This window comes from Streptomyces sp. NPDC102258 (assembly GCF_055584685.1).
Map to the genome: position 1 here is coordinate 1 of NZ_JBVJLO010000040.1, position 23275 is coordinate 23275.

18 protein-coding genes are annotated in these 23275 nt (G+C 73.8%); 3 read left to right on the top strand and 15 right to left on the bottom strand.

The window, feature by feature from the left end; translation table 11 throughout:
- The 14 genes from ACZ6ZT_RS33960 to ACZ6ZT_RS34025 form a co-directional block, all read right to left on the bottom strand.
- On the bottom strand, positions 1 to 643 hold a 643-nt coding region (locus ACZ6ZT_RS33960; RefSeq protein ID WP_469724250.1), incomplete at its 3' end, for a homocysteine S-methyltransferase family protein.
- Positions 640 to 1623: a carbohydrate kinase family protein gene (locus tag ACZ6ZT_RS33965; RefSeq protein WP_469724251.1), complete on the bottom strand. Its 984-nt coding sequence runs from the start codon at positions 1621 to 1623 to the stop codon at positions 640 to 642. The genes ACZ6ZT_RS33960 and ACZ6ZT_RS33965, both read right to left, overlap by 4 nt.
- Position 1624: 1 nt before the next feature.
- A complete protein-coding gene (gene metK, locus ACZ6ZT_RS33970; RefSeq protein ID WP_469724252.1) occupies positions 1625 to 2833 on the bottom strand; it encodes a methionine adenosyltransferase in 1209 nt (402 codons plus the stop codon).
- Entirely contained in the window at positions 2830 to 3615 is a 786-nt protein-coding gene (acpS, locus tag ACZ6ZT_RS33975; protein WP_469724253.1) for a holo-ACP synthase, read from the bottom strand. Before acpS ends, metK begins: the two co-directional genes overlap by 4 nt.
- 1 nt (position 3616) lies before the next feature.
- Entirely contained in the window at positions 3617 to 4486 is an 870-nt protein-coding gene (locus tag ACZ6ZT_RS33980; protein ID WP_469724254.1) for a class-II aminoacyl-tRNA synthetase family protein, read from the bottom strand.
- Positions 4487 to 4520: 34 nt separating this feature from the next.
- Complete coding sequence (locus ACZ6ZT_RS33985; protein ID WP_469724256.1) at positions 4521 to 5414, bottom strand: diiron oxygenase; 894 nt, start codon at positions 5412 to 5414, stop codon at positions 4521 to 4523.
- 66 nt (positions 5415 to 5480) lie between these two features.
- Positions 5481 to 6530, bottom strand: a complete 1050-nt coding sequence (locus ACZ6ZT_RS33990; protein WP_469724258.1) for a class I SAM-dependent methyltransferase — start codon at positions 6528 to 6530, stop codon at positions 5481 to 5483.
- A complete protein-coding gene (locus tag ACZ6ZT_RS33995) occupies positions 6527 to 7366 on the bottom strand; it encodes a class I SAM-dependent methyltransferase (RefSeq protein WP_469724260.1) in 840 nt (279 codons plus the stop codon). The genes ACZ6ZT_RS33990 and ACZ6ZT_RS33995 overlap by 4 nt, the downstream gene beginning before the upstream one ends.
- Before the next feature lie 89 nt (positions 7367 to 7455).
- On the bottom strand, positions 7456 to 7971 hold the full coding sequence (locus ACZ6ZT_RS34000) for a MaoC family dehydratase (protein ID WP_469724262.1): 516 nt from the start codon (positions 7969 to 7971) through the stop codon (positions 7456 to 7458).
- Positions 7972 to 8038: 67 nt separating this feature from the next.
- Entirely contained in the window at positions 8039 to 9238 is a 1200-nt protein-coding gene (locus tag ACZ6ZT_RS34005; RefSeq protein ID WP_469724263.1) for a trans-sulfuration enzyme family protein, read from the bottom strand.
- A 165-nt stretch (positions 9239 to 9403) separates the two neighbouring features.
- Positions 9404 to 10843 carry an MFS transporter gene (locus ACZ6ZT_RS34010; RefSeq protein ID WP_469724264.1) on the bottom strand — a complete coding sequence of 480 codons (1440 nt, stop codon included), beginning with the start codon at positions 10841 to 10843 and terminating at the stop codon, positions 9404 to 9406.
- A 150-nt stretch (positions 10844 to 10993) separates the two neighbouring features.
- Entirely contained in the window at positions 10994 to 13051 is a 2058-nt protein-coding gene (fusA, locus tag ACZ6ZT_RS34015) for an elongation factor G (protein WP_469724266.1), read from the bottom strand.
- 385 nt (positions 13052 to 13436) lie between these two features.
- On the bottom strand, positions 13437 to 14186 hold the full coding sequence (locus ACZ6ZT_RS34020; RefSeq protein WP_469724267.1) for a tyrosine-protein phosphatase: 750 nt from the start codon (positions 14184 to 14186) through the stop codon (positions 13437 to 13439).
- 52 nt (positions 14187 to 14238) lie between these two features.
- Complete coding sequence (locus ACZ6ZT_RS34025) at positions 14239 to 14595, bottom strand: nuclear transport factor 2 family protein (RefSeq protein WP_469724268.1); 357 nt, start codon at positions 14593 to 14595, stop codon at positions 14239 to 14241.
- A gap of 199 nt (positions 14596 to 14794) precedes the next feature.
- Here ACZ6ZT_RS34025 and ACZ6ZT_RS34030 point away from each other — a divergent pair, with 199 nt between their 5' ends.
- A complete protein-coding gene (locus ACZ6ZT_RS34030) occupies positions 14795 to 18808 on the top strand; it encodes an AfsR/SARP family transcriptional regulator (RefSeq protein WP_469724270.1) in 4014 nt (1337 codons plus the stop codon).
- Positions 18809 to 18899: 91 nt separating this feature from the next.
- On the opposite strand, the gene ACZ6ZT_RS34035 is transcribed toward ACZ6ZT_RS34030, so the two are convergent.
- Positions 18900 to 19082 (bottom strand): hypothetical protein, encoded by a 183-nt coding sequence (locus tag ACZ6ZT_RS34035; protein WP_469724271.1) that lies wholly within the window; start codon positions 19080 to 19082, stop codon positions 18900 to 18902.
- A 289-nt stretch (positions 19083 to 19371) separates the two neighbouring features.
- Here ACZ6ZT_RS34035 and ACZ6ZT_RS34040 point away from each other — a divergent pair, with 289 nt between their 5' ends.
- Positions 19372 to 20742 carry a helix-turn-helix domain-containing protein gene (locus tag ACZ6ZT_RS34040; RefSeq protein WP_469724272.1) on the top strand — a complete coding sequence of 457 codons (1371 nt, stop codon included), beginning with the start codon at positions 19372 to 19374 and terminating at the stop codon, positions 20740 to 20742.
- A gap of 253 nt (positions 20743 to 20995) precedes the next feature.
- Positions 20996 to 23275 (top strand): AMP-binding protein (locus ACZ6ZT_RS34045; protein WP_469724274.1); only part of this gene is annotated, 2280 nt, incomplete at its 3' end.

Consider the following 23275-nt stretch of genomic DNA (forward strand, 5'->3'; position numbering starts at 1 on the left):
GCTCCAACGCCGTCAGCGCCGCACCGATCTCCGAACCCAGCAGCATCGTGCCGGTCGCCTCTACCGTGACCTGCACGATCAGGGGGAGGTCCCCCGCCCCGCACCGGTCCAGCGCCCGCCGGGCGCCGATGACGGCGGCCTTGGTCTGGAGGAGGTCCTGGGTGGTCTCCACCAGCAGGGCGTCGGCGCCGCCATGGATCAGGCCCTCGGCGTTCTGCTGGTAGGCCTCGCGCAGGGGCTCGTACCGCACGTGTCCGAGCGTGGGCAGTTTGGTGCCGGGGCCCATGGAGCCGAGGACCCAGCGGGGGCGGCCGTCCCGGGCGGTGTACGCGTCGGCCGACGCGCGGGCGATGCGGGCGCCCGCCTCGGCGAGCTCGTAGAGGCGACCCTCCACCCCGTACTCGGCGAGGGCGGCCAGGTTCGTCCCGAAGGTGTTGGTCTCGACGCAGTCGACGCCCACCGCGAAGTACGCGTCGTGCACGGAGCGCACGATGTCGGGGCGGGTGACGTTCAGGATCTCGTTGCAGCCCTCCAGCCCGAGGAAGTCCTCGTCCGTGGGGTCGGCGGCCTGGAGCATCGTGCCCATGGCGCCGTCCGCGACCACCACGCGGGTCGCCAGCTCCGCGCGCAGTGAGCGCCTCATCGCAGCCCCCTCAGGTGTGCGGACAGTTCCGTTTCGCTCGCCGGGCCGTACGTGGCACGGAGCCGGGCCAACAGGGGTTCCCGGGAGAGCCGGTACTCCTGGGTGCCGGTGTGGCCGAGTACGGTCGCCGCGACCGCGCAGCCCAGCTGGGCCGCGTACCGCTCGGGTATGCCCCAGGCCGTCCCGGCGAGGAATCCGGCGCGGAAGGCGTCGCCGACGCCGGTGGGGTCGACGACCTCCGCGACCTCGACGGCGGGCACGGTCAGCGTCGGCCGGCCCGCCGCGCGGATCCGTACGCCGGCCTCGCCATCGGTGGTGATCCAGGAGCCGACCCGGGCCAGTACCTGCGCTTCGGTCAGGCCGGAGCGCTCGCACAGCAGGGCGGACTCGTACGCGTTGGTGAACAGGCGCCCGGCGCCGTCGATCAGCTCGCGCACCTCGGCCCGGGTCAGCCGGGCCAGCTGCTGGGAGGGGTCCGAGGCGAAGGTGAGGCCCAGCTCACGGCAGGCGGCCGTATGGCGGAGCATGGCTTCCGGGTCGTCCGGCGAGACCACGACCAGGTCGGGCCGTCCGCAGCGGGCGACGACCTCCCGCAGGTCGATCGCGCGGGCTTCGGCCATGGCGCCCGCGTAGAAGGTGGCGATCTGGTTCTGGTCGGCGTCGGTGGTGCACACGAAGCGGGCCGTGTGGAGGGTGTCGCTCACCCGGACCGGGTCGGTGTCGACGCCGTGGTCCTTGAGCCATACCCGGTAGGGCTCGAAGTCGGCGCCCACCGCGCCCACCAGCAGCGGGCGCAGTCCGAGGACGCCCAGGCCGAAGGCGATGTTCGCCGCCACGCCGCCGCGCCGTACGTCCAGTCCGTCGGCGAGGAACGACAGGGAGACCCGGTCCAGTTGGTCCGCCAGCAGTTGTTCGGCGAATCGGCCGGGGAAGGTCAGCAGGTGATCGGTCGCGATGGATCCCGTGACAGCGATGCGCATCTCAGACCCCGGCGGCCTGGCGCAGGGCCTCGGCGCGGTCGGTGCGTTCCCAGGTGAAGTCGGGGAGTTCGCGGCCGAAGTGGCCGTAGGCGGCGGTCTGGGCGTAGATGGGCCGCAGCAGGTCGAGGTCGCGGATGATCGCGGCGGGGCGCAGGTCGAAGACGCGGGTGACGGCTTCCTGGATGCGCTCATCCGGCAGGGTGCCGGTGCCGAAGGTCTCCACGAACAGGCCGACGGGCTCGGCCTTGCCGATGGCGTACGCGACCTGGACCTCACAGCGGGCGGCCAGCCCGGCGGCCACCACGTTCTTGGCGACCCAGCGCATGGCGTACGCGGCGGAACGGTCGACCTTCGACGGGTCCTTGCCGGAGAAGGCGCCACCGCCGTGGCGGGCCATGCCGCCGTAGGTGTCGATGATGATCTTGCGGCCGGTGAGGCCGGCGTCGCCCATCGGGCCGCCGATCTCGAAGCGGCCGGTCGGGTTCACCAGCAGCCGGTAGCCCTCGGTCACCAGCTTGATGCCCTCGGCGGCGAGTTCCGCGAGGACGTGTTCGACGACGAACTCGCGGATGTCGGGGGTGAGCAGCGCGTCCAGGTCGATGTCGGCCGCGTGCTGCGAGGAGACGACCACGGTGTCCAGGCGGACGGGCTGGTCGCCGTCGTACTCGATGGTGACCTGCGTCTTCCCGTCGGGACGGAGGTAGGGGACGAGGCCGTCCTTGCGGACCTGCGTGAGGCGGCGCGAGAGCTTGTGCGCGAGGTGGATCGGCAGCGGCATCAGCTCGGGCGTCTCGTCGCAGGCGTAGCCGAACATCAGGCCCTGGTCGCCCGCGCCCTGCTGGTCCAGCTCGTCCCCTTCGCCCTCCACCCGCTGCTCGTAGGCGGTGTCCACGCCTTGCGCGATGTCGGGCGATTGCGCGCCGATGGACACCGACACACCGCAGGAGGCGCCGTCGAAGCCCTTCTTGGACGAGTCGTAACCGATGTCGAGGATGGCGGCGCGGACGAGTTCGGGGATCGGCGCGTAGGCGGTGGTGGTTACCTCGCCGGCGATGTGGACCTGGCCGGTGGTGATGAGCGTCTCGACCGCCACGCGGGAGGCCGGGTCCGCGCGCAGCAGCGCGTCCAGGACGGTGTCGCTGATCCGGTCGGCGATCTTGTCGGGGTGTCCCTCGGTCACGGACTCCGAGGTGAACAGGCGTGTGCTCATGCCTGCACCGCCTGGGCCGCCTCGGCCGACTCGGCCGGCCGCCCGGCGAAGAAGTGGGTCTCGATCGCGTCGAGGGTGCGGATCTCGTCGACCTCCAGGGTCTCCATCTGGATCGCCCGGCCGCTGTGCTGTTCCAGCAGGAAGACGAACTCGACGAAGGACAGCGAGTCGATGAGCCGGGTCTCGATGAGGTCCAGGTCGGGGGCGATGTCGTCCAGGTCCTCGTGGCGGGCGAGGAGCCAGTTCTTCATGAGCTGCAGACCTTCGGACATGGTGTCTCTCCTTGAAGTGCGGTGTGTGGGTGGGGTGTGGGGCTCCGCCACCGGGGGGCCAGCGGGCGGTCCGGGCGGTCCCGGGTCGGTGTCCCCCAGGACCGGGGCGGCGACGGCGACCGCGTAGTCCACGTCGTGGCTGATGGTCACGGTGATCGCGGCGATGCCGGACTCGGCGGCCAACGCGGCCGCCGGGCCGCGGAGTTCGACGAGGGGCCAGCCGCCTTCGGAGCGCCGTACGACGATGTCCCGCCAGGGCAGGAGCACGCCTGTGACGCGGAGGGTCTTGAACGCCGCCTCCTTGGCGGCGATCCGCCCGCACAGGCTCAGGACGTCGAGCCGGGTGGAGGTGTGGCAGTCGGCGAGTTCGCCGGGGGTGAGCACGCGCTGGAAGAAGTCCTCGCCGTAGAGGCCGAGGAGCCGGCGGACACGGGTGACGGACACGATGTCCATGCCGAGGTTCGCCCAGCCCGGGCCGCCCGCCGGCGGGGCGACGGGTCGGGTCGGCATCTCAGAGCGCCGGCCCCGCCGCGGCGGCGGCGCGTACGGCGGCGGTCGCCGCCTCCCAGCCGCCGTGGCGCCGGGTGAGGGCGGACAGCCAGCGTTCCAGGCCGAAGGCGACGCAGCTGGTGTACGCCGGGCCGCCGCCGGAGGCCAGCGGGATGTCGCAGCGGTCGCCGAAGAAGTTGCGGTGGGTGTTGACCGAGGCGATGGCGAGGTCCTCGTACAGGAACTCGTGCTTGACCGGGGTCAGGCGCTGGAGGACCGCCTTGGAGCCGCCCTTGTCGAAGAAGGGGTCGCAGGCCGCCTCGCGGCGCAGCGGCAGGTCCAGGGCCTCGGCGAAGGCGTTGATCCGGGCGGTGAAGGCGGTCAGGTGCGCCTCGGCGTGTTCGCGGGTGCCGATGGCGACGATCTCCCGCATTCGGAAGCCCAGTTGGCGCCGCAGCCCCTCGTAGTGGGTTTCCTTGCGGAAGCACCAGCCGACGACGGTGACGAGCTCGTCGTCGGCGGCCGGGCGGCCCTGGTGGTCGATGTAGACGGCGTAACAGGACGCGGAGGGCAGGCCGAGGGCGGCCGGCTCCAGGGCGTCGCAGGGGAAACAGCCCGTGTCGGTACAGAACTCGCTGGTCTCCCTGACGTCCAGGTTCAGCGGGGCGGCGACGACGGCCTGGTGGGGGAAGTTGTCGTAGTAGTCGAGCCGGGCCAGGTCGGCGGCGGGCAGCAGCGGGGGCATGGTCATGGACCGGGCGCCCGCGCCCACGCCCCAGCCCTCGAAGGTGTCGTCGAGCAGCCGCAGCAGCGCGGTGCCCTCGGGGCCCAGCGAAGGCAGGCCGGTGGGGGCGGTGGCGGTGGCGGCGGTGCTGGTGGTCGTGATGGTCACGGGGGGATCACCTCTCGGACGGCGGTCGGCCCTCTCAGACGACGGGCAGTACGTCGTCCGTGAAGATCCCGGTCTTCAGGAAGAAGCCGAGGGGCTTGCGGATGGTCTTGCGCTCGAAGGGGCGCCGGCGTGCGTCGGCGACCAGCGCGTTGCGCAGGGCGATCGGGTCGGCGATGCCCGCGTCGCGGTAGACGTGGGGGTTGTATAGGGAGTTGACGCTGTAGACCACGTACCGCTTGAGGTAGGCCTCGACCTCGGCGACGCGGTCGGCGGAGACCGCCTCCCGCATGCGGGTGAAGAGCAGGGAGACCAGTTCGCGGCCGAAGGCGATGTGCCGGGACTCGTCCTGGTGGTGGATGCGGTTGACCTCGCGGATGGTGTGGCACAGCGTCTCGTCGCGCGCCATCCGGGTGTTGTAGTGGTCGACGAGCTCCTCGAAGAAGAGGATCCGGGCGAACACGAGGAAGTTCTCCACCTCCGGCTCCCAGGCGGAGTCGGCGCGCAGGGCGGTGGAGCCGTAGATCTTGTCGCCGTAGCGGCGGCAGAACTCGGCGAAGAACCACATGTGTTCGTTCTCCTCACCGATGAAGTGGTGGAAGAAGTCGGACGGCACCTCGAAGCCGGGCATGTGGATCCGGCCGACGACCTCGATGAGGAGTTCGCGGATGCCGTGCACGTTGAGGCTGTAGAAGTTGATGCTCTCCCACTTGGAGAGGCGCTGGAGGGTCTCCTCGCCGAGCTCCTCGTAGAAGGGGGTGCCGTAGACGGTGAGCAGTTCGGGGGTCATCCACATGCGGCCCTCGTCGAGCTTCTCGGGCCAGTCGAACTGCTGGTACGGGTTGTAGTACTCCTCGATGGAACGGGAGCTCAGCCGGTCCAGGACTTCCAGGAACCGGTCGCTGACCGGCAGGGGGGCGCTGACGCCCATGGGGTCTCCTCGGGGTGGGGTGGTGGGGCGCCGGGCTGGGGGGCGGGGGCGGCGCGGACCGCGGGTCTACGGCCGGACTTCGTACACGGCGTTGACGGGGGTCTCGGTGGCCCGGCGCCAGCGGGTGAAGCCGGCCTCCTCGGCGATGGCGCGGAAGGCCTGCTCGCCGGAGTGGTTGCCGAGGGCGTGCGGGCCGCGCTGGGCGACGGCCACGGGCAGGCACATCACGGCGGAGAGGGCCATGAACATGCGGGCGGCGGGGGTCTGGGTGTCGATGTCGGCGGGCGAGACGTTCGACTCGACGAGCATCCAGGTGCCGTCGGCGTCCAGGGACTTGTGGACGTGCTGGGCGGCGGAGACCGGGTCGCCCATGTCGTGCAGGGCGTTGAAGAAGGTGACCAGGTCGTAGCCGGTGCCGGGGTAGTCGTCGGCGGAGGCGACCTCGAAGACGACCCGGTCGGAGAGTCCGGCCTCATCGGCGAGCCGGCGAGCCAGCGAGATGGCCTCTTCGGAGTAGTCGAAGCCGTACACGGTCGCCTCGGGGAAGGCCTTGGCGATGAGCAGGGTGGTGTGCCCGACGCCGCAGCCGACGTCGGCGACGGTGCCGCCCGCGGCGAGCTTGCCGGTGACGCCGGTGAGGGCGGGCAGCCAGTCGGGGACGAGGCGGTGCTCGTAGGTGGGCTGGAAGAAGCTGCCCATGCCGGTGTCGAGGGCGGGGTCGTGCTCGGCCCAGCCGACGCCCTCTCCGGTGCGGTAGGCGTCGACGAGGAGGTCCTCGGTCGCGTACAGCGCCTTGAGGGCGGTGAAGAACCCGGCGGCGTAGGTGACGGCGTCCGGGTCGGCGAGGACGGGGGCGTGCTCGGCGGGCAGCGCGTACGTGCCCGCCTCCGCGTCGCGCACCACGTACCCGGCGCTCAGCTGGGCGTGCAGCCACTCCTCGGCGTACCGGGCGTCGATGCCGGTGTGTGCGGCGAGGCCGGCGGGGGTGAGCGGGCCGGCCGCGGCGAGCGCCCGGTACAGGCCGAGGCGTTCGCCGAGGGCGACGGTCAGGCCGCGTACGGCGGCGCCGGCGTCGTCGATGACGCGCTGGTGGAACGCGGGGGTGCTGCCGGTCATGCCGCTCTCACCTCTGCGGTCGGGAGGTCACAGGTGAACAGGAAGGAACGCGGGACGCGCGGGACGGCGCGGGCCGGGACGGGGTAGGGCCAGCGGCCGAAGTCGGCGCCGGTCTCGCCCGGCTGGCGGACCTCGCGGACGTCCCAGCCGCACTCCGCGAGGAGCTGCTCGGGGGTTTCCGTGCCGAACAGCCACGGATTGCCGTCCTCCTCCAGGCAGTTGAGGAAGGCGCGGGAGAGCGGGTTCTCCAGGGCGGCCCGGCTGATGACGTCTCCGAGGAGGACGGAGCCGGGCGCGGCCTGCGCGGCGAGCGTGGAGATGAGGTGGCGCACCGCCTGCTCGGGGAGGAAGAAGAGCAGTCCTTCGACGACCCACAGCACCGGCTCGGCCGGGTTCCAGCCGGCGGCGCGCAGCGGGCCGGTCCAGTCCTCGGTGAGGTCGACGGGGACGGTGACGCGCGTGCGTCCGGCGGGCGCGGGCTCGCCGGCCAGCATGTCCGCCTTGACCTCCAGGAGGGCGGGGCGGTCGAGTTCGTAGACGGTGACGCCGTCCGGCCACGGCAGCCGGTAGAAGCGGGTGTCCATGCCGGCGGCGAGGAAGACGACCTGGCGGATGCCATGGTCCTCGACGGCGCGGACGATGGCCCGGTCGAGGTAGGTGGTGCGGATGGCGAGGAACGGTACGGTTCCGGCGCCGGCGTAGCGGTCCAGCAGGTCGAAGCCGATGGTGTCGGCGACGGTGCGCGCGTACGGATCGGCGAACAGCCGGTCCTCGCGGTCGGTCTCCAGGGCGCGCGCTGCGGCGGTCCACTGGGCGGTGCGGGATACGGCCTCCACGGGAGGTCTCCCTTCACTTCGGCGGGTGGGGTGGGGTGGTGCGGGGCCGGCCACCCGGGTGTCGGGGGCGGCGGCCCGGTGACGGCGTTTCAGGCCAGGGAGCGGACGCGGACCACGGGGTCCTGCGCGGCGCACGCCGAGACGGGGTGTGCGGCGTCGGTCCCGGCGGGCCGCCGCTGGAAGATGCTGTGCAGGATCATGCTGAAGACGACGTTCCCGTCGCGGTCCACCAGCGTGCACTTGGGCTGGACGACCCCGGTGGCCGGGTTGAACGGCGAGGGGCGCGAGCCCAGGATCTCGACGCGCGCCGTGAGCACGTCGCCGGGGCGCACGGGCCGCAGGTAGCGGATCTCGTCGACGCCCGGTGAGCCGGTACAGGCGCTGTAGGCGAGCAGGCCGTCGACGTAGCGCCGCATGAACATCGAGGCGCTGTGCCAGCCGCTGGCGATGAGACCGCCGAACGGGGACTGCGCCGCGAGCTCCGGGTCGGTGTGGAAGGGCTGCGGGTCGAAGCGCCTGCCGAACTCCCGCACCTCCTCGGCGGTGACGGTGACGGTGCCGAGCTCGTGGACGTCACCGGTCCGGAAGTCCTCGAAGTAGCGCATCACGCGCCCCCCTTGACGTAGCGGAGTGGTTGTTTCTCTGGCGTGAACCAATCTACGAATCCGCCTATTATTTTGTCAACCCAAAAGAAGACCGCAGTGCCTGTTCTATGTCGCGCCACAGGTCTTCGGGGTCCTCGATGCCCACCGACATCCGCACCAGGCCCGCGCCGATGCCCGCCCGGGCCAACGCCCCCTCGTCCAGCTCCCGGTGGGAGGTGCTCGCGGGGTGGGTGACCAGCGTTTCCACCCCGCCCAGGGAGAGGGCGAGGCGCGCCACCCGGACGCCTTCGACGAAGGCCCGGCCGGCCGCGCGGCCGCCGGTCAGCTCGAAGGAGACGAGGCCGCCGCCGCCCGAGAGGAGCGCGCGAGCCCGTACGGACGAGGGGTGCGTTCCCAGCCACGGCCAGTGCACGGCCGCCACCGCCGGGTGGCCGGCCAGCCGGTCGGTGAGCAGAGCGGCGCCGGCGCAGTGCGCGCGCATCCGCAGCGGCAGCGTGGCGATGCCGCGCAGCGTCAGCCAGGCGGCGAACGGGTCGGCGGCGGCGCCGAGTTCGACGGTCCGCGGCCACACCTCGCGGCGCAGGGCGTCATCGGCGAAGACGGCCGCCCCGCCGATGACGTCGGAGTGCCCGGCGAGGTACTTGGTGGTGGAGTGGAGCACGATGTCGGCGCCGTGCTCGATCGGGCGGCACAGCACGGGCGAGGCCAGCGAGTTGTCCACGGCGCCGATGACGCCGTGGCGGCGGGCCGCCGCCAGCAGCCCCGGCAGGTCCGGGACGTGGGCCGTGGGGTTCGCGATGGTCTCCAGGAGCAGCAGCCGGGTGCGCGGCCCGGTGAGCGCCTCGAACTCCGCGACGTCGTCACCGCCGATGTACGCGACCTCGACGCCGAAGCGGTGCTCCAGGTCGCTCAGCGCGGCGTACGTTCCCCCGTACAGGCAGCGCTGCGCGACCACCCGGTCGCCGGGGCGCAGCAGCGCGAGCAGGATCCCGCTGATGGCGCCCATGCCGGAGGCGAAGGCGAGGGCGCAGGCCCCGCCCTCCAGGTCGGCGAGGGTCCGCTCCAGGGCGCGTACGGTCGGGTTGCCGCGGCGGCCGTACACGTACGCGCCGTCGGGTCCGGCCATGGCGCCGGCGAGCGCGTCGGCGGAGTCGAAGGCGAAGGCGGAGGACTGCACGAGCGGCACGGACAGCGGCCGGCTCACGGGGTGGTCGGTGCCCTCGTGGGCCGCCGCGAGGTGCACGGCGCGGGTACGGATGTCTCGCATCGGGGGGGTTTCCCTTCGTCGTCGGGGTGTTGAAACAGGCGGGCTGGTTGGTTTTGGCTTACGGGTCGGGCGGGCCGGGCGCGCGCGGGATGTGGAAAAGGGGGCGCCCGACGTCCGGGGAGGACGTCGGGCGACCCCTTGGGCGGGCGCGGGTGGCCGCGTCCGTCAGACCCCCGCCTTCTCGGCGCGCGGCGCCCCGGCGTCGGAGGCGGCAGCGGCGGCGGGCCGGTCGCTCTTCATGGTGAGGAACGTGATCACCGCTCCGGCGGCCGCGATGCCGGCGGCCCCGAGGAACGCGGCGCTGAAGCCGTCGGTGAGGGCGGGCAGGTCGCCCAGCTGTCCGGCGCCCTGGGTGGTGGCGAGGGCGGTCAGCGCGGCCAGGCCGAGGGCCGAGCCCACGTTGTACGTGGTGTTGACGATGCCGGAGGCCAGACCGGCCTGCTCCTGCGGGGCGCCGGCCATCGCGGCCATCATCGACGGGATGTAGGCGAGCGCCATGCCGAGCGCGGCGACGAGCGAGGCGGGCAGGACGTCGACGAGGAAGGTGCCGGTCGGCTCGACGGCGGACAGCCAGACCAGCCCGGCGGCGAGGACCAGCAGGCCGCCCGCGATCAGCGGCTTCGCACCGAACCGGCCCAGCAGGCGGGCGGTGATCGCCGTCATGAAGATCATCAGCAGCACGGTCATGGGGAGCAGGGCGGCGCCGGAGGCGAAGGCACCGTAGTGCAGGACCTGCTGGAGGTAGAGGTTGAGGAAGTACCACATCGGGATCCAGGCGGCGCCGAGCAGCGTCATGGCCAGGTTGGCCGAGCCGAGCCGCGGGATCCGCCACACGTTGAGCGGCATCAGCGGCTCGCGGACGGTCTTCTGGACCACGAAGAAGAGGGCGAGCAGGACGGCCGCGCCGATCAGCTCCAGCACGGTGGCGGTGGCGCCCCAGCCGGTCTCGGGGGCCCGGACGACGGCGAAGACGGCGAGCGCGAGTCCGGCGGTGACGGCGACGGCGCCGAGGACGTCGACGGAGCCGCGGCGGGCCTGGACGGCGGGCAGCAGCCTGGTGGCGGCGAGGGTCGCGAGGCCGATCGGCACGTAGATGATGAACACCCACGGCCAGCTCATCCACTCGGTGAACACACCGCCGAGGAACACGCCGGCCGTGCCGCCCGCGGGCGCGGCGGCGCCGTAGAGGGCCATCGCCTTGCCGAGCTCCTTGGGGTTGTGCCCGAAGAGCATCATCAGCAGGGTCATCGCGGACGGGGCGATCAGCGCGCCGCCGACGCCCTGGACGGCGCGGCCGGCGATCTCGACGGCGGCGCTCTGCGCGGCGGCGGCGAGCACCGAGCCGACGATCATGGTCGCCCAGCCGGTGGCGAAGATCTTGCGCGCGCCGAACAGGTCCGAGAGCCGGCCGCCGAGCAGGAGCAGCCCGCCGAAGACGATGACGTAGGCGTTGAAGACCCACTGCAGCTCGCCCTGCGAGAAGCCGAGGTCCTTCTGCATCTCGGGGAGCGCGACTCCGATGATCGAGGTGTCCATGATCACCATGAACTGTGCGGTGGCAAGCACGCCAAGTGCCCACCAGCGCCGGGGATTGACGGTTGACATTGCCCTGACCTCTCCTCTACCCATACCCCTGGGGGGTACCTACGCGGAGCAACGTAGCATACCCATGGGGGGTATGTAAGGGAGGGTGCGGGCCCTTGCCCGGGCAGGCCTCCGGCCCCGCCCGGGGAGGGCGGGGCCGGAGGTGCGGGATCAGCGCGGCGCGGGGGCGAGGCCCGCCGGCCGGCTGGTGAAGGTGCCCCGGCCCTGCGTGCGGCCGCGCAGGCGGGACGCGTAGCCGAAGAGTTCGGCCAGCGGCACCGTCGCCGTGATCACGGCGGTGCCGGCCCGCGCGGTGGAGCCCGTGACCCGGCCCCGGCGAGCCGCGAGGTCACCGAGGACTCCTCCGACCGCGTCCTCGGGGAGGGTCACCGTGACCTCCGCGACCGGTTCGAGGAGCTCCAGCGTGCTCGCGCGCAGGGCCTCGCGCAGCGCGAAGCGGCCCGCCGCCCGGAACGCCATCTCCGAGGAGTCCTTTGAGTGGGTCGCCCCGTCCGTGAGGACCACCCGCAGCCCCGTCACCGGGTGCCCGGCGAGCGGGCCCTCGGCGAGCGCGTCCCGGCAGCCGGCCTCGACGGCGCGCGCGTACTCCTGCGGGACCCGGCCGCCGGTGACCTGCGACCGGAACACGAAGCCCGGCTCCTCCTCTCCGGGCTCGACGTCGATGACGACGTGGGCGAACTGCCCGGCGCCGCCGTCCTGTTTGACGTGCCGGTACACGAAACCGGTCACCCCGCGCACCACGGTCTCCCGGTACGAGACCTGCGGGCGGCCGACGGACACCTCCAGCCCGTGGCCCCGGCGGATCTTCTCCACCGCCACCTCCAGGTGCAGTTCGCCCATCCCCGACAGCACGGTCTGCCCGGTCTCCGCGTCCGTGCGCACGACCAGCGAGGGGTCCTCCTCGACCAGCCGGGCCAGCGCGGTCGCGAGCCGGCCGGTGTCCGTGCCGCGGTGCGCCTCGACCGCCACCGACACCACCGGCTCCGCCACCGGGGGCGGCTCCAGCAGCAGCGGCGCGCCCGGCGCGCACAGGGTCGTGCCCGCCCGGGCGGCCTTGAGGCCGATCACGGCGACGATGTCACCGGCGAACGCCTCCTCCCGTTCCTCGTGCCGGTCGGCCTGCACGCGCAGGATCCGCCCGACGCGTTCCGTACGGCCCGTCGCCGGATCGCGTACCGCGTCGCCCTTGCGCAGGGTGCCCGCGTAGACCCGCAGGAAGGTCAGCCGTCCGGTGGCCGTCGCCGTCACCTTGAAGGCGAGGGCGGCGAGCGGCTGCGCCGGGTCGGGGGCGCGTTCGCGTTCCGTGCCGTCGGGGGCCGTGCCGCGGACCGGCGGCAGGTCGGACGGCGCGGGCAGGTAGTCCCGTACGGCGTCCAGCAGGGGTTCGATCCCGCGGTTGCGGTACGCCGAGCCGCACAGCACCACCACGGCCTCCCGGGCGAGGGTCAGCTCGCGCAGGGCCCGTACCAGGGTCCGCTCGGTGAGCGCCGAGGCCGCGCAGAACTCCTCCAGTGCCTCCGGGTGGAGCTCGGCGACCGCCTCCTCCAGGATCCGGCGGCGGCGCAGGGCCTCCGCGCGCAGCGGTTCGGCGACCTCCTCCACCGCGTACGCGGTCCCGTCCGCGCCCGCGCGCCACATCAGGGCGCGCATGCGCAGCAGGTCGACGACGCCGGTGAAGCCGTCCTCGCGGCCGACGGGCAGCTGGACCACCAGCGGGATCACGCCGAGCCGGTCCCGGATCGAGGCGACGGCCGTGTCGAGGTCGGCGCCCGCCCGGTCCAGCTTGTTCACGAACGCGATCCTCGGCACGCCGTGCCGGTCGGCCTGCCGCCACACGGACTCGCTCTGCGGTTCGACTCCGGCGACGGCGTCGAACACCGCGACGGCCCCGTCGAGCACGCGCAGGGAACGCTCCACCTCGTCGGCGAAGTCGACGTGCCCGGGGGTGTCGATGAGGTTCACGCGGTGGCCGCCCCAGGTGCAGCTGACGGCCGCGGCGGAGATGGTGATGCCGCGGTCGCGCTCCTGGGGGTCGAAGTCGGTGACGGTGGTGCCGTCGTGGACCTCGCCGCGCTTGTGGACGGCTCCGGTCGCGAAGAGGATCCGCTCGGTGACGGTGGTCTTGCCGGCGTCGACGTGGGCGAGGATGCCGAGGTTACGGAGGGTGGCGAGGGGGTTCGCGGTGCTGACAGGACGGTCGGTGCGCATGGCCCGGGGCCTTTCGGTGCCGAGGGGCGAAGTGGAGCGGGGCGGCGCGATGGCGGACGCGGGTCCACGGCCCGGCGCGGCGCGCGCGGCGGCTTCGGGAGCGCCGGGCGGGGCGGGGCAGGGGGGACCCAAGGTGCGTCAGGGGCGGGCGGTGACGGCCGCGCAGCCGTTACCGCGCGCCGCGGGACACCAGGATCACGTCGTACCGGGACGGGGGAACGGCGGCGGCGGTGCGGTGCGTGCGCATGGCCGGTTCCCCTTCTCTTCGCTCGGCAACGGGTACGCGGCCGCCCTGTCGGCGGCGCGTGGGGCGAGTCTACGAGCGGCGGCCGGGGCGGGGCACGGGGTTTTTCCGGCCGCCGCCCCGTGACGGGCTGGGCTGACGTTACGTCAGGAGCCGTGCGCGCAGCCGCTCGGTGACGGCGGGCGTGATGCCGACGGCGTCGGTGAGGTAGCCGGCCGGGGACCCGTAACGGGTGGTGAGGTCGGCGAGGACCAGGGACATGACGGTGGCCGGCGCGCGCCCGTACGAGGGCCAGCGCAGGGTGCGTCCCGGGTGGGCGGCGCGCCAGTCGGCGGTGAGGCGCTCGGTGGCCAGCTCGGTGAGGGCGAAGTCGGCCAGGACCTCTTCCTCGGAGACCTCCAGCAGGGTGAGCACGAGGGCGGCGACGAGCCCGGTGCGGTCCTTGCCGGAGGTGCAGTGGAAGACGGCGGGGCCGGGGCCGTCGGCGATGAGCTCGATGGCCCGGCGGATCTCCTCGGTCCCGTCCTCGGCGACCTCCGCGAAACGGTCGGCGAGGTAGCGCCAGGGGTCGAGGGCGGGGTCGACGGCGGCCTGGTCGTACGGCCGGTGCTCGATGCTGAGGTTGGCATACGTAAACCGCTCGGGCTGCGGTATCCGGCCCTTGGCCTCGATCTCCCAGGGGTAGCGCAGGTCGATCACGGTCCGGACGCCGAGCTCCATGAAGCGGTCCCAGTCGGCGCCCTGGAGCTTGCCGAGGGAGTCGGCCCGGTACAGGCGCCCCCAGGCGAGGGTCCGGCCGTCGGCGGTCCGGTAGCCGCCGAGGTCGCGGAAGTTGTGCAGCCGCTCGAAGGGGACGTGGCGGCGGCCGGCCGGCGGTGCGGTGTGCGTCAAGACAACTCCGTGCTGGTACGGGACGGTTGTCTGCCCAGCATGCCGCAGGGCGCTAGGAGGCGCGGAGTCCGGGCGGCGGCGCGGCCGGGTAGAAGCGGCGGCAGTCGCGGAGCATGCCCTCGGGCGAGAGGGTGAACACGTCGACGAACTCGCTCTGCTGCGGGGCGAGCCGACCCATCGCGATCACGCAGTCGCCCTCGGCGACGATCCGGGTGATGTGGTGCCGGGACCCGGTGCCCGCCGGCCGCTCCAGGTCGGCGCCGAGGGCGGTGCCGGCGTGCAGCAGGGAGCCGTACCCGTCCAGGTCCCCGGTGTCGAGGTAGTGGTAGGCGAGACGCACATGGTCCACCCCGGAGGCGGTGACGACCCGGCTGGGCGTCAGCCGCCCCCCGGCGTGCCGACTGGTCATGGGAGGTCCTTTCGTACGGCCGCACCCGCTCTCCGGATGCCGACGTCCCCACGATCCGCCGACGCCACAACTCCGGGCTATCCCGGGCCTATCGCGTTCACCACCACGCAATCTCCACACCATGGACACCGGGGAGGTGTTCGGGGAGACTGACCCCGCGCTCCACCCGTTCTCTGGTGTGCCTCCAGCTGGGAGAATCATGACCGTTTCGCCCGGCGGGGCTCCGCACACCCCGGACACGGTGGTGTTCCGCATCCTCGGACCGCTCCAGGTGACCGGTCCGCGCGGTCCGGTGCGGATCCCCCCGGGGCGGCAGGAGGTCATCCTCGCCGCGCTGCTGCTGGAGGCGGACCGGGTCGTCAGCACGGACTATCTGGTGGACCTGATCTGGGACGACGAGCCGCCGGACACGGCACGGACGCAGGTGCAGATCTGCGTGTCGCGACTGCGGAAGGTCTTCACGACGGCCGCGATCGCCGCCGCCATCACCACCCGGCCGCCGGGGTACGCCCTCAAGACGGAGGGCGACCTCGTCGACGCGGCGGTGTTCGCCCGCCGGGTCGCGCAGGCGCGGACGCTGCGCAAGCGGGGGGAGACCGCCGAGGCGGTGGAACTGCTGCGGGCCGCCGGTGAGTTGTGGCAGGGCGACTGCCTGAGCGGGGTGTCGAGCGAGACGCTGCGCAGCAAGGCGCTCCAGCTGGACGAGGAACGGCTGACGGCTGCCGAGACCCGCATCGAACTGGAACTCGACCTGGGGCGCCACCACCAGCTGGTCGGGGAGATCCAGCTGCTGGTACGGGTCCACCCGCTGCGGGAGCGGCTGCGCGGGCAGCTGATGCTGGCGCTGTACCGGTCGGGCCGGCAGGCGGAGGCGCTGGAGAGCTACCGGGTCGGGCGCGAGCTGCTGGTGGAGGAACTCGGCCTGGAACCCGGGGACGAGCTGCGCGGCCTGGAACGGGCCATCCTCTCGGGCGCGGTCCCACCCCTCCCCCCGACCCGCACCCCGTACACCCCGGCCCCGCGCGACACCCCACCGGACACCCCGTGGGGCACGCCCCCCGCCGGCCCGACCGACACCCCGGCCGACCGCTGGGGCACCCCCGCCGCCGGCCCGACCGGCGGCACGTCCGGCTCGCGGAACGGCCCCGCCGATGCGTCGGCCGTCCTGACGGCGGGTCCCTGGAACGGTCCCGCCGACGCGGCGGGTGGCGCGGTGGCCGCCAGCTGGAACGGCCCCACCGACGCGGCGGGCGTCCCGGCGGCCCGGGCGGCGGAGGCGTCCGCCTCCGGCGGGCCGGATGCCGATGCCGTCTGGCCGGCGGCCGGTCGGGCCGTCGCGCACGCCTGGCCGACGCACGGGACAACGGGCCCGACCGGCGAAGCCACCGCAGGCGACTGGGCGGCGGGCGGACCAACGGGCCCCACCGGCGAAGCTGCCGGGGGCGTCTGGGCAGCGGGCGGACCGGGTGACCTGGCCACCGGAGGTGCCCGAGGCGACTGGGCTGCGGGCGGCCGGGCCGCCGGAGGGTCGACGCACGGGATGGCGGGCTCAGTCGGCGAAGCCGCCGCAGGCGTCTGGGCGGCAGACAGACCGGCGGGCCGCGTCGCCGGAACAGCCGGGGGCGACTGGGCTGCGGGCGGACCGGGCGGTGGCGCCCGCCCCGGCGAGCCGGTGGGGGCCGCCGCAGTCGCGGGGGCGGCCTGGGCTGCGGAGGGTGCGAACGGCGGGGTCGTGTCCGCGGTGGCGGCCGGGGCGGTGGACGTCGCCATCCGGGGTTTCGTCGGCGCTCTGCCCACACCCTTCGGCGGGGGTTACCCCGGACCGGCCCAGCCGGGCGGAGCCTCCGGGTCCAGACCCGGGACACACGCCGTCCTCCCCGGCGAGCCCGCCCGGCACCCCGGCACGTCGGTCGGGGCCCCCGCCGACAGACCCGCGCCGGGGACGTACCCGGGGACCACCGCCTCCCACGGCGGCGCCGCCGGAGCCACCGGACCGTATCCCAGCGACGCCGCACAGCCGGCGCCCCGCCCCCACCTGCCCGGCGCCCCCGTCGAGAGGCCTCGGCAGTTGCCCGCCGACACCTCCGACTTCGTCGGGGACGAGGCGCGGATCGTCCGCGTCGAGCAGGCCCTCCTCGGAGCCCCCGACGGCACCGGCCCCGGCACCGCCCGCCGCGCCGTCGGGGTCGCCGTCATCGTCGGCAAGCCCGGCACCGGCAAGTCCACCCTGGCCACCCACATCGCGCACCGGCTCAGCGAAACCGCCTTCCCCGACGGCCAGTTGTACTGCGATCTCCGCGGCACCGGCACCCCCGCCACCTCCGGCGAGGTGCTGGGCCGGTTCCTGCGCGCCCTCGGCATCCCCGGCCCGGTGATCCCCGAGTCGCAGGACGAGCGCGCCGAGATGTACCGCACGCTCCTCGCCTCCCGCCGCCTGCTGGTGGTGCTGGACGACGCCGCGTCCGAGAGCCAGGTACGGCCCCTGCTGCCCGGCAGCAACACCTGCGCGGTGCTCGTCACCAGCCGGGTCCGGCTCACCGGCCTGCCGGGGGCGCACCGCGTCGAGCTGGACGTGATGGGCACCGAGCACGCCGTCGAGCTGCTGGTCCGCGTCATCGGCCAGGACCGCGTGGCCCGCGAGCCGGCGGCGGTCGAGGCGCTGATCCGGACCGTCGGCGGCCTGCCGCTCGCGCTGCGGATCGTCGCGGCCCGGCTCGCGGCCCGCCCGCACTGGACGCTGGCGTCGATGGTGCACCGGCTCGCCAACGAACGGCACCGCCTGGACGAGCTGACCCACGGCGAGATGACGATGCGGGCCAGCCTCTCCCTCACCCACGACGGTCTGGCGTCGGAGGACCGCCGGCTGCTGCGCCTGCTCAGCCTGGCCCAGGGGCAGACCCTGCCGGGCTGGCTCGCCGGGGCGCTGCTGGACGATCCGCGGCCGTTCGCCTCGGATCTGCTCGAACCGCTGGTCGACGTACAGATGCTGGACGTCGTCGGGGTGGAGTCCACGGGCGGGTTCCGCTACCGCTTCCACGAGATCATCCGGGTGTTCGCGCGCGAGCAGCTCGCCGCGCACCACGAGCCGGCCGACCAGCAGGCGGCCACCGCCCGCATGCTGGGCGGCTGGATGTCGCTGGCGGAGCAGGCCCACCGGCGCATCTACGGCGGCGACTTCACCGTGCTGCACGGCTCCGCGCCGCGCTGGGAGCCCCCGGCGAGCCTCGTCGACGAGCTGCTGGTGGACCCGCTGGGGTGGCTCGACAGCGAGCACGCGAATCTCGTGCAGGCGGTCGAGCACGCCGCCCGGGAGCAGATGGACGAGCTGTGCTGGGACCTGGCCACCACCCTGGCCACCCTCTTCGAGGGGCGCGGCTACCTGGACGACTGGGAGCGTACGCACCGGCTCGCGCTGGAGTCGGCGCGGGCGGCCGGGAACACGCGCGGCACGGCGGCGCTGCTGAGCTCGCTCGGGGTGCTCTACCTCGGGCGGAGCCAGAGCGAGGAGTCCCGGTCGGCGCTGACGACGGCGCTCGGGCTGTTCCAGGAGCTGGACGACCGGCAGGGGCTCGCGCTGTGCCACCGCGACCTGGCGCTGCTGGAGCGGATGCGGGGCAACGAGGACCACGCCCTCTCCCTGTACGACCGGGCGCTACGCGACTTCGACCAGGCGGGTGACGTGGTGGGCCGGGCGATCGTGCTGACCCAGAGCGCGCACATCTGGATGCGGCGGGGCCAGAGTTCGGCGGCGCAGAGCCGGCTCGACGAGGCGCTCGGCATCTACCGTTCCGTGGGGTACACCGGCGGTCAGGCCCGGACCCTGCGCAGGGCGGGGCAGTTGCTCCAGGGGCAGGGGGAGCACGAGCGGGCGGTGAACACGTACACCGAGGTGCTGGAGCTGTGCCGGGAGAGCGGTGACGTGATCGGTGAGGGGCACCTGTTACGGGATCTGGGGCACGCGCACGCCGAGATGGGGCGGTGCGAGGCGGCCCGCGGCTTCTACGCGCAGGCCCTGTCGGTGCGGGAGCAGATCATGGACCAGGGCGGTGCCGCCCTGGTGCGCCTGGACCTGGCGCGGCTGCTGACGGCGAGCGGCGGCGCCGGGGAGCGGTCGCGCTCCCGGGAGCTGCTGGAGAGCGCGGTACGGGCGTTCCGCGACCGGGGGATGGAGCGGGAACTCGCCGAGGCCGTCAAGCTGTTGGGCGCTTCCTGACAGGACGGACGGCGGCGGGTCGGGCGGCCGGTGGCCGGCGGCGGTGGCCGACGGCCGGGTCCGGGTCCGGGCCCGGTTCCCCTCGGGGCGTTCAGTCCCACGGGTTGGTGGCCGTGGAGGTGCTCGGCGCGGGGGTGGCCTGCGGGGCGGTGGTACCGGCGGTGGTGCCGTTGGTGGCGGGGCCGTCGGCCTGGGCGGCCTGCGTACCGAGCACCGCGGCTCCGGCGATGGCGACGGTGACGAGGGCGGCGCGGAGGGCGGGGGCGAGGTTCATGTCGGGTCCTTTCGTCGGTGCGCTCCGGGTTTCCGGGGCGCTTCCTGCTTTCTGGACCACAACGTAGGAACGGCCGGAATCCCCGCACCGGCCCCGCCCCTATCCCCGCGCTATCACGTCCTGCTTGAGCGGACCTATATTCCGCCCGGCGGTGATAGCGGCGGGTACGGCCGGGGCCCGATCGGCCGGAGATGCCCGGGGGATAGCGCGCTGCCGAGGATGGGGAGCAGGAACCGGGTCGTCACCCCTGACCTCGCCGTTCCCCCACACCGTCACCGGGAGCGCCTCTATGAACGCCCATGGGAACACCGAAACGACCACCCGGGTGGGAGCTTTGATACGGGCCCACCGGCTGCGCATCGGGCTCACGCAGCGGGAGCTGGCCGACCTCTCGACGATCAGCGTGCGCGCCATCCGCGATCTGGAGCAGGGCAAGGCCAGACGGCCCCGCCCCGACACGGTGCGACTGATGGCGGACGCGCTGCGGCTGGGCCCCCGGGCCCGGGCCGCCCTGGAGGCCGCGGCCCAGCAGGGCCGGGCGGGCGGCCAGGCCTGGGCCCTGCCCCCGGCGCCCCCGACCGCGCTGCACGCGATGCCGGGGCGGGACGCGGAGTCGGCGGTCCTGGAGCGGGAGCTCCGCGAGGGCGGCGAGCGGCTGGTGAACGTGGTGGGGCTGGGCGGGGTCGGCAAGACGCGGATCGCGCTGGAGGTCGCCGAACGGCTGCACCGGGCGGGCATACCGGTGCTGTGGCACGCCTTCCCGGGCGCGACGGCCGACTATCTGCCTTGCGGCGGGGTGGAGTTGGGCGGCCGGGTGGCCGAGACGGTGGCCTGGCTCTACGGGACCACCCCCGCGACGGGAGCGGACACGGCGGACACGGCGGGCCCGGCAGACACGGCAGGTCCGGCGTCCGGCGGCCCGCCCGAACTCCTGGGCGAACAGCCGGTGTTGCTGGTACTCGACGGCGCCCCGGCGACCCCTCCCCGGTTCGACCGGCTGACCGCCCTGTTGCGCGCCTGCCCGGGGCTGCGCCTGCTGGTCACCTCGGAGCGGCCGTGGGAGACGCCCGGGGAGCGGATCTTCCTGCTGTCCCCGCTGGAGGTCCCCGCGCGGGGCACGACGCCCGAAGCGGCCGCGGCGGCCCCGGCCGTACGGGTGTTCCTGGACCAGGTCCGGCGCGTACGGCCCGAGTTCACGGCCGGGCCGGCCGAGCTGGAGCGGGCGGCCTGGCTCTGCCGGCGGCTGGACGGGCACCCGGGGGCGCTCGCGGCGGCCGCGTCCTGGCTGGTGGTCTGCGACCTGACGACCCTGTGCCACAGCCTGGACGCCGATCCCGTCGCCCTCCTCGACCACCTCGGCGGCGGCCCGGGCGCCGACGGCTTCCGGACGGCCCTGCACCGGCGCGCGGCCCGCCTGTCCGCCGGGGCCCGCGAGCTGATGGACGCCCTGTGCGCGGCGGAACCGGACGGCCACGACGCGGAGTTCGGGCTGGTGGAGGTGGCGGCGCTGACGGGGCGCGGCCTGCCGGAGTCCGGCCGGATGCTGCGCGAGCTGCTGATCGGCGGCATGGTCCGGGCCGCGCACGAGAGCGACGGCTCCCGCTTCCGCGTCCTGGGCCTGGTCCGCGCCGCCCTCCACCGGACCCCGCAACGCGCCTGATGCCGCCGGACCGCCCCTTCCCCCCGAACTGCTGCCGGAGTGCCGGAGCAACTGCCGCCGCGGTCCGCGGGCCGCGGGTTGTATGACGTACGGCCGGACGGCACGCCCCCGGCGCATCCGGATGAACGGATCGACGGATCGACGGATCCACGAGTCGACGGATCCGGGGATCCAGGGATCCACGGACTCACGGATCCACGGACTCACGGACTCACGGATCCACCCCACCACCACCCTCCCGAGGAGCCTCCGCATGTCTCCCACCGCGTCCGAACAGAGCAGCGCGCACGGGCCGGCCGCTGTGCGGCTGCCCCTGTCGGCGGCGCAGCGCGACATCTGGACGGCCCACGGCCTCGACGGCACCGGCTGCCGCTACAACATCGGGGAGTACCGGGAGCTCACGGGCTCCCTCGACATCACCCTGCTGGCCCGCGCCTGGTACCAGCTGGCCCGCGAGGCCGACGTCCTGCGCGTCCGGGGCACCGGCTCCGACGAGGACGGCGGCCTGTGGCAGGAGCTGCACCCGGAGCCGGCGGGACGGTCCCTGCGCATCGTCGACCTGGACGGCGAGCCCGACCCGGCGGCGGCGGGCCGCGCCTGGATGGCGGCGGAGCTGGCCCGGCCGTTCGATCTGGAGGCGGACTGGCTCACCCGGCACGTCCTGGTCCGGGCGGGCCGGACCGAGGGCGGCGAGCAGCGCTGGTACTACTTCCACGCCTTCCACCACCTGGTGATCGACGGCCTCGGCATCGCCCTGCTCGACCAGCGGCTCGTCGAACTGTACGAGCGCGCGGCGGCCGGTGAGCCCTGGGGCCCGAGCCCGTTCGGCTCCCTGGCGGAGCTGCTGGCCGAGGACGACGCCTACCGCAGTTCGCCGGAAGGGGCCGCGGACCGCGCCCACTGGGCCGGGCACCTCACCGGACTGCCGCCGACGCCGCGCCTCGGGGAGGGCCGGACCGGCCGTACGGCGCCGGGTGCGCTGCCCTTCGTACGCCGGACCGTGGTGCTCCCGCCGGAGCGGGCGGAGCGGCTGCGGGAGGTGGCGCGGGCGCAGCGGGCGCCGTGGTCGATGCTGGTCATCGCGCTGGTGGCGGCGTACGTGCACCGGGCCGGCGGAAGCCCGGAGCTGGTGCTGGGCCTGCCGGTGACCGGCCGGCGCACCGAGCTGGCCCGCCGGACCCCGGGCATGATGTCGAACGTCGTGCCGCTACGGGTCGCGGTCCCGGCGGGCACGACCACGGCCGGGCTGCTGGCCTCGGTGGTCACCGAAACGCGCCGGGCCCTGAAGCACCAGCGCACCCGGTACGAGGACATGTGCCGCGACCTGGGTCTGGGCGAGGCGGAGCGGCGGATCACGGCCCCGCTGATCAACATCATGGCGTTCACACCGGGCATGCGTTTCTGCGGGCTGCCGACCTCGCAGCACAACCTGAGCAACGGGCCGGTGGAGGACCTGGCGGTCGGCGTGTACGACGTGGGGCCGGATGACGGTCTGCGGATCGACTTCGACGCGGCGCCCGAGGTGTGCGACATCGACGCGGTCGCGGGACACCAGGACCGGTTCCTGCGGTTCGTGGACGCCGCGTTGTCGGCTCCCCTCGAACTTCCGCTCGCCGAGGTTGATTTGCTGGGCGCGGCGGAGCGGCGTCAGGTGCTGGAGGAGTGGACGGGGATCCGCGTCGACACCCCCCGGGAGACGCTGGTCGACCGTTTCGAAGCACAGGCCCGGCTACGCCCCGACGCCCGCGCCCTCGTCTTCGGCGGCCAGGAAACCACCTACGCCGACCTCGACACCCGCGCCAACCAGCTCGCCCACCACCTCACCACCACCACCGGCCTCGGCCGCGGCGACCTGGCCGGCATCCTCCTCGACCGGAGCACCGACTTCGCCATCACCCTCCTCGCCGTCCTCAAAACCGGCGCCGGCTACGCCCTCCTCGACCCCGAGTTCCCCGCCGAACGCCTCACCCGCACCGCCCAGGACGCCTCGATCACCACCCTGATCACCGACACCACCCACCACACCCGACTGACCGGAAACAGCTGGACGACCGTACGCATCGACACCGACGCCGAAACCATCGCGAAACAGCCCGCCACACCCCTCTCCGTCCCCCTCACCTGGGACGACGCCGCCTGCGTCATGTTCACCTCCGGCTCCACCGGCCGGCCCAAAGGCATCCTGTCCTCCCACCGCAACCTCGTCTCCACCCTCACCGCCCAGACCTACGCCACCTTCGGACCCGGTGAAACCTTCCTCCAGTGCTCCCCCGTCTCCTGGGACGCCTTCAGCCTCGAATTCTGGGGCGCCCTCCTCCACGGCGGCACCACCATCCTCCAACCCGGACAACGCCCGGAGCCCGCGGTGATCGCGGAGCTGTCGCAGGCACACGCCGTCACGATGCTGCAACTGTCGTCGAGCCTGTTCAACTACCTGACCGACGAGCACCCCGAGACCTTCACCACCACCCGCATCGCCTACACCGGCGGCGAACCCGCCTCACCCACCCACGTCCACCGACTCCACCAAACA

Bases quoted from the DNA above. Each gene is read 5' to 3' on its own strand.
- ACZ6ZT_RS33965 (WP_469724251.1), bottom strand. From the start codon at position 1,623: ATGCGCATCGCTGTCACGGGATCCATCGCGACCGATCACCTGCTGACC.
- metK (WP_469724252.1), bottom strand. From the start codon at position 2,833: ATGAGCACACGCCTGTTCACCTCGGAGTCCGTGACCGAGGGACACCCC.
- acpS (WP_469724253.1), bottom strand. From the start codon at position 3,615: ATGCCGACCCGACCCGTCGCCCCGCCGGCGGGCGGCCCGGGCTGGGCG.
- ACZ6ZT_RS33985 (WP_469724256.1), bottom strand. From the start codon at position 5,414: ATGGGCGTCAGCGCCCCCCTGCCGGTCAGCGACCGGTTCCTGGAAGTC.
- ACZ6ZT_RS33990 (WP_469724258.1), bottom strand. From the start codon at position 6,530: ATGACCGGCAGCACCCCCGCGTTCCACCAGCGCGTCATCGACGACGCC.
- ACZ6ZT_RS34000 (WP_469724262.1), bottom strand. From the start codon at position 7,971: ATGCGCTACTTCGAGGACTTCCGGACCGGTGACGTCCACGAGCTCGGC.
- ACZ6ZT_RS34005 (WP_469724263.1), bottom strand. From the start codon at position 9,238: ATGCGAGACATCCGTACCCGCGCCGTGCACCTCGCGGCGGCCCACGAG.
- ACZ6ZT_RS34010 (WP_469724264.1), bottom strand. From the start codon at position 10,843: ATGTCAACCGTCAATCCCCGGCGCTGGTGGGCACTTGGCGTGCTTGCC.
- fusA (WP_469724266.1), bottom strand. From the start codon at position 13,051: ATGCGCACCGACCGTCCTGTCAGCACCGCGAACCCCCTCGCCACCCTC.
- ACZ6ZT_RS34025 (WP_469724268.1), bottom strand. From the start codon at position 14,595: ATGACCAGTCGGCACGCCGGGGGGCGGCTGACGCCCAGCCGGGTCGTC.
- ACZ6ZT_RS34030 (WP_469724270.1), top strand. From the start codon at position 14,795: ATGACCGTTTCGCCCGGCGGGGCTCCGCACACCCCGGACACGGTGGTG.
- ACZ6ZT_RS34035 (WP_469724271.1), bottom strand. From the start codon at position 19,082: ATGAACCTCGCCCCCGCCCTCCGCGCCGCCCTCGTCACCGTCGCCATC.
- ACZ6ZT_RS34040 (WP_469724272.1), top strand. From the start codon at position 19,372: ATGAACGCCCATGGGAACACCGAAACGACCACCCGGGTGGGAGCTTTG.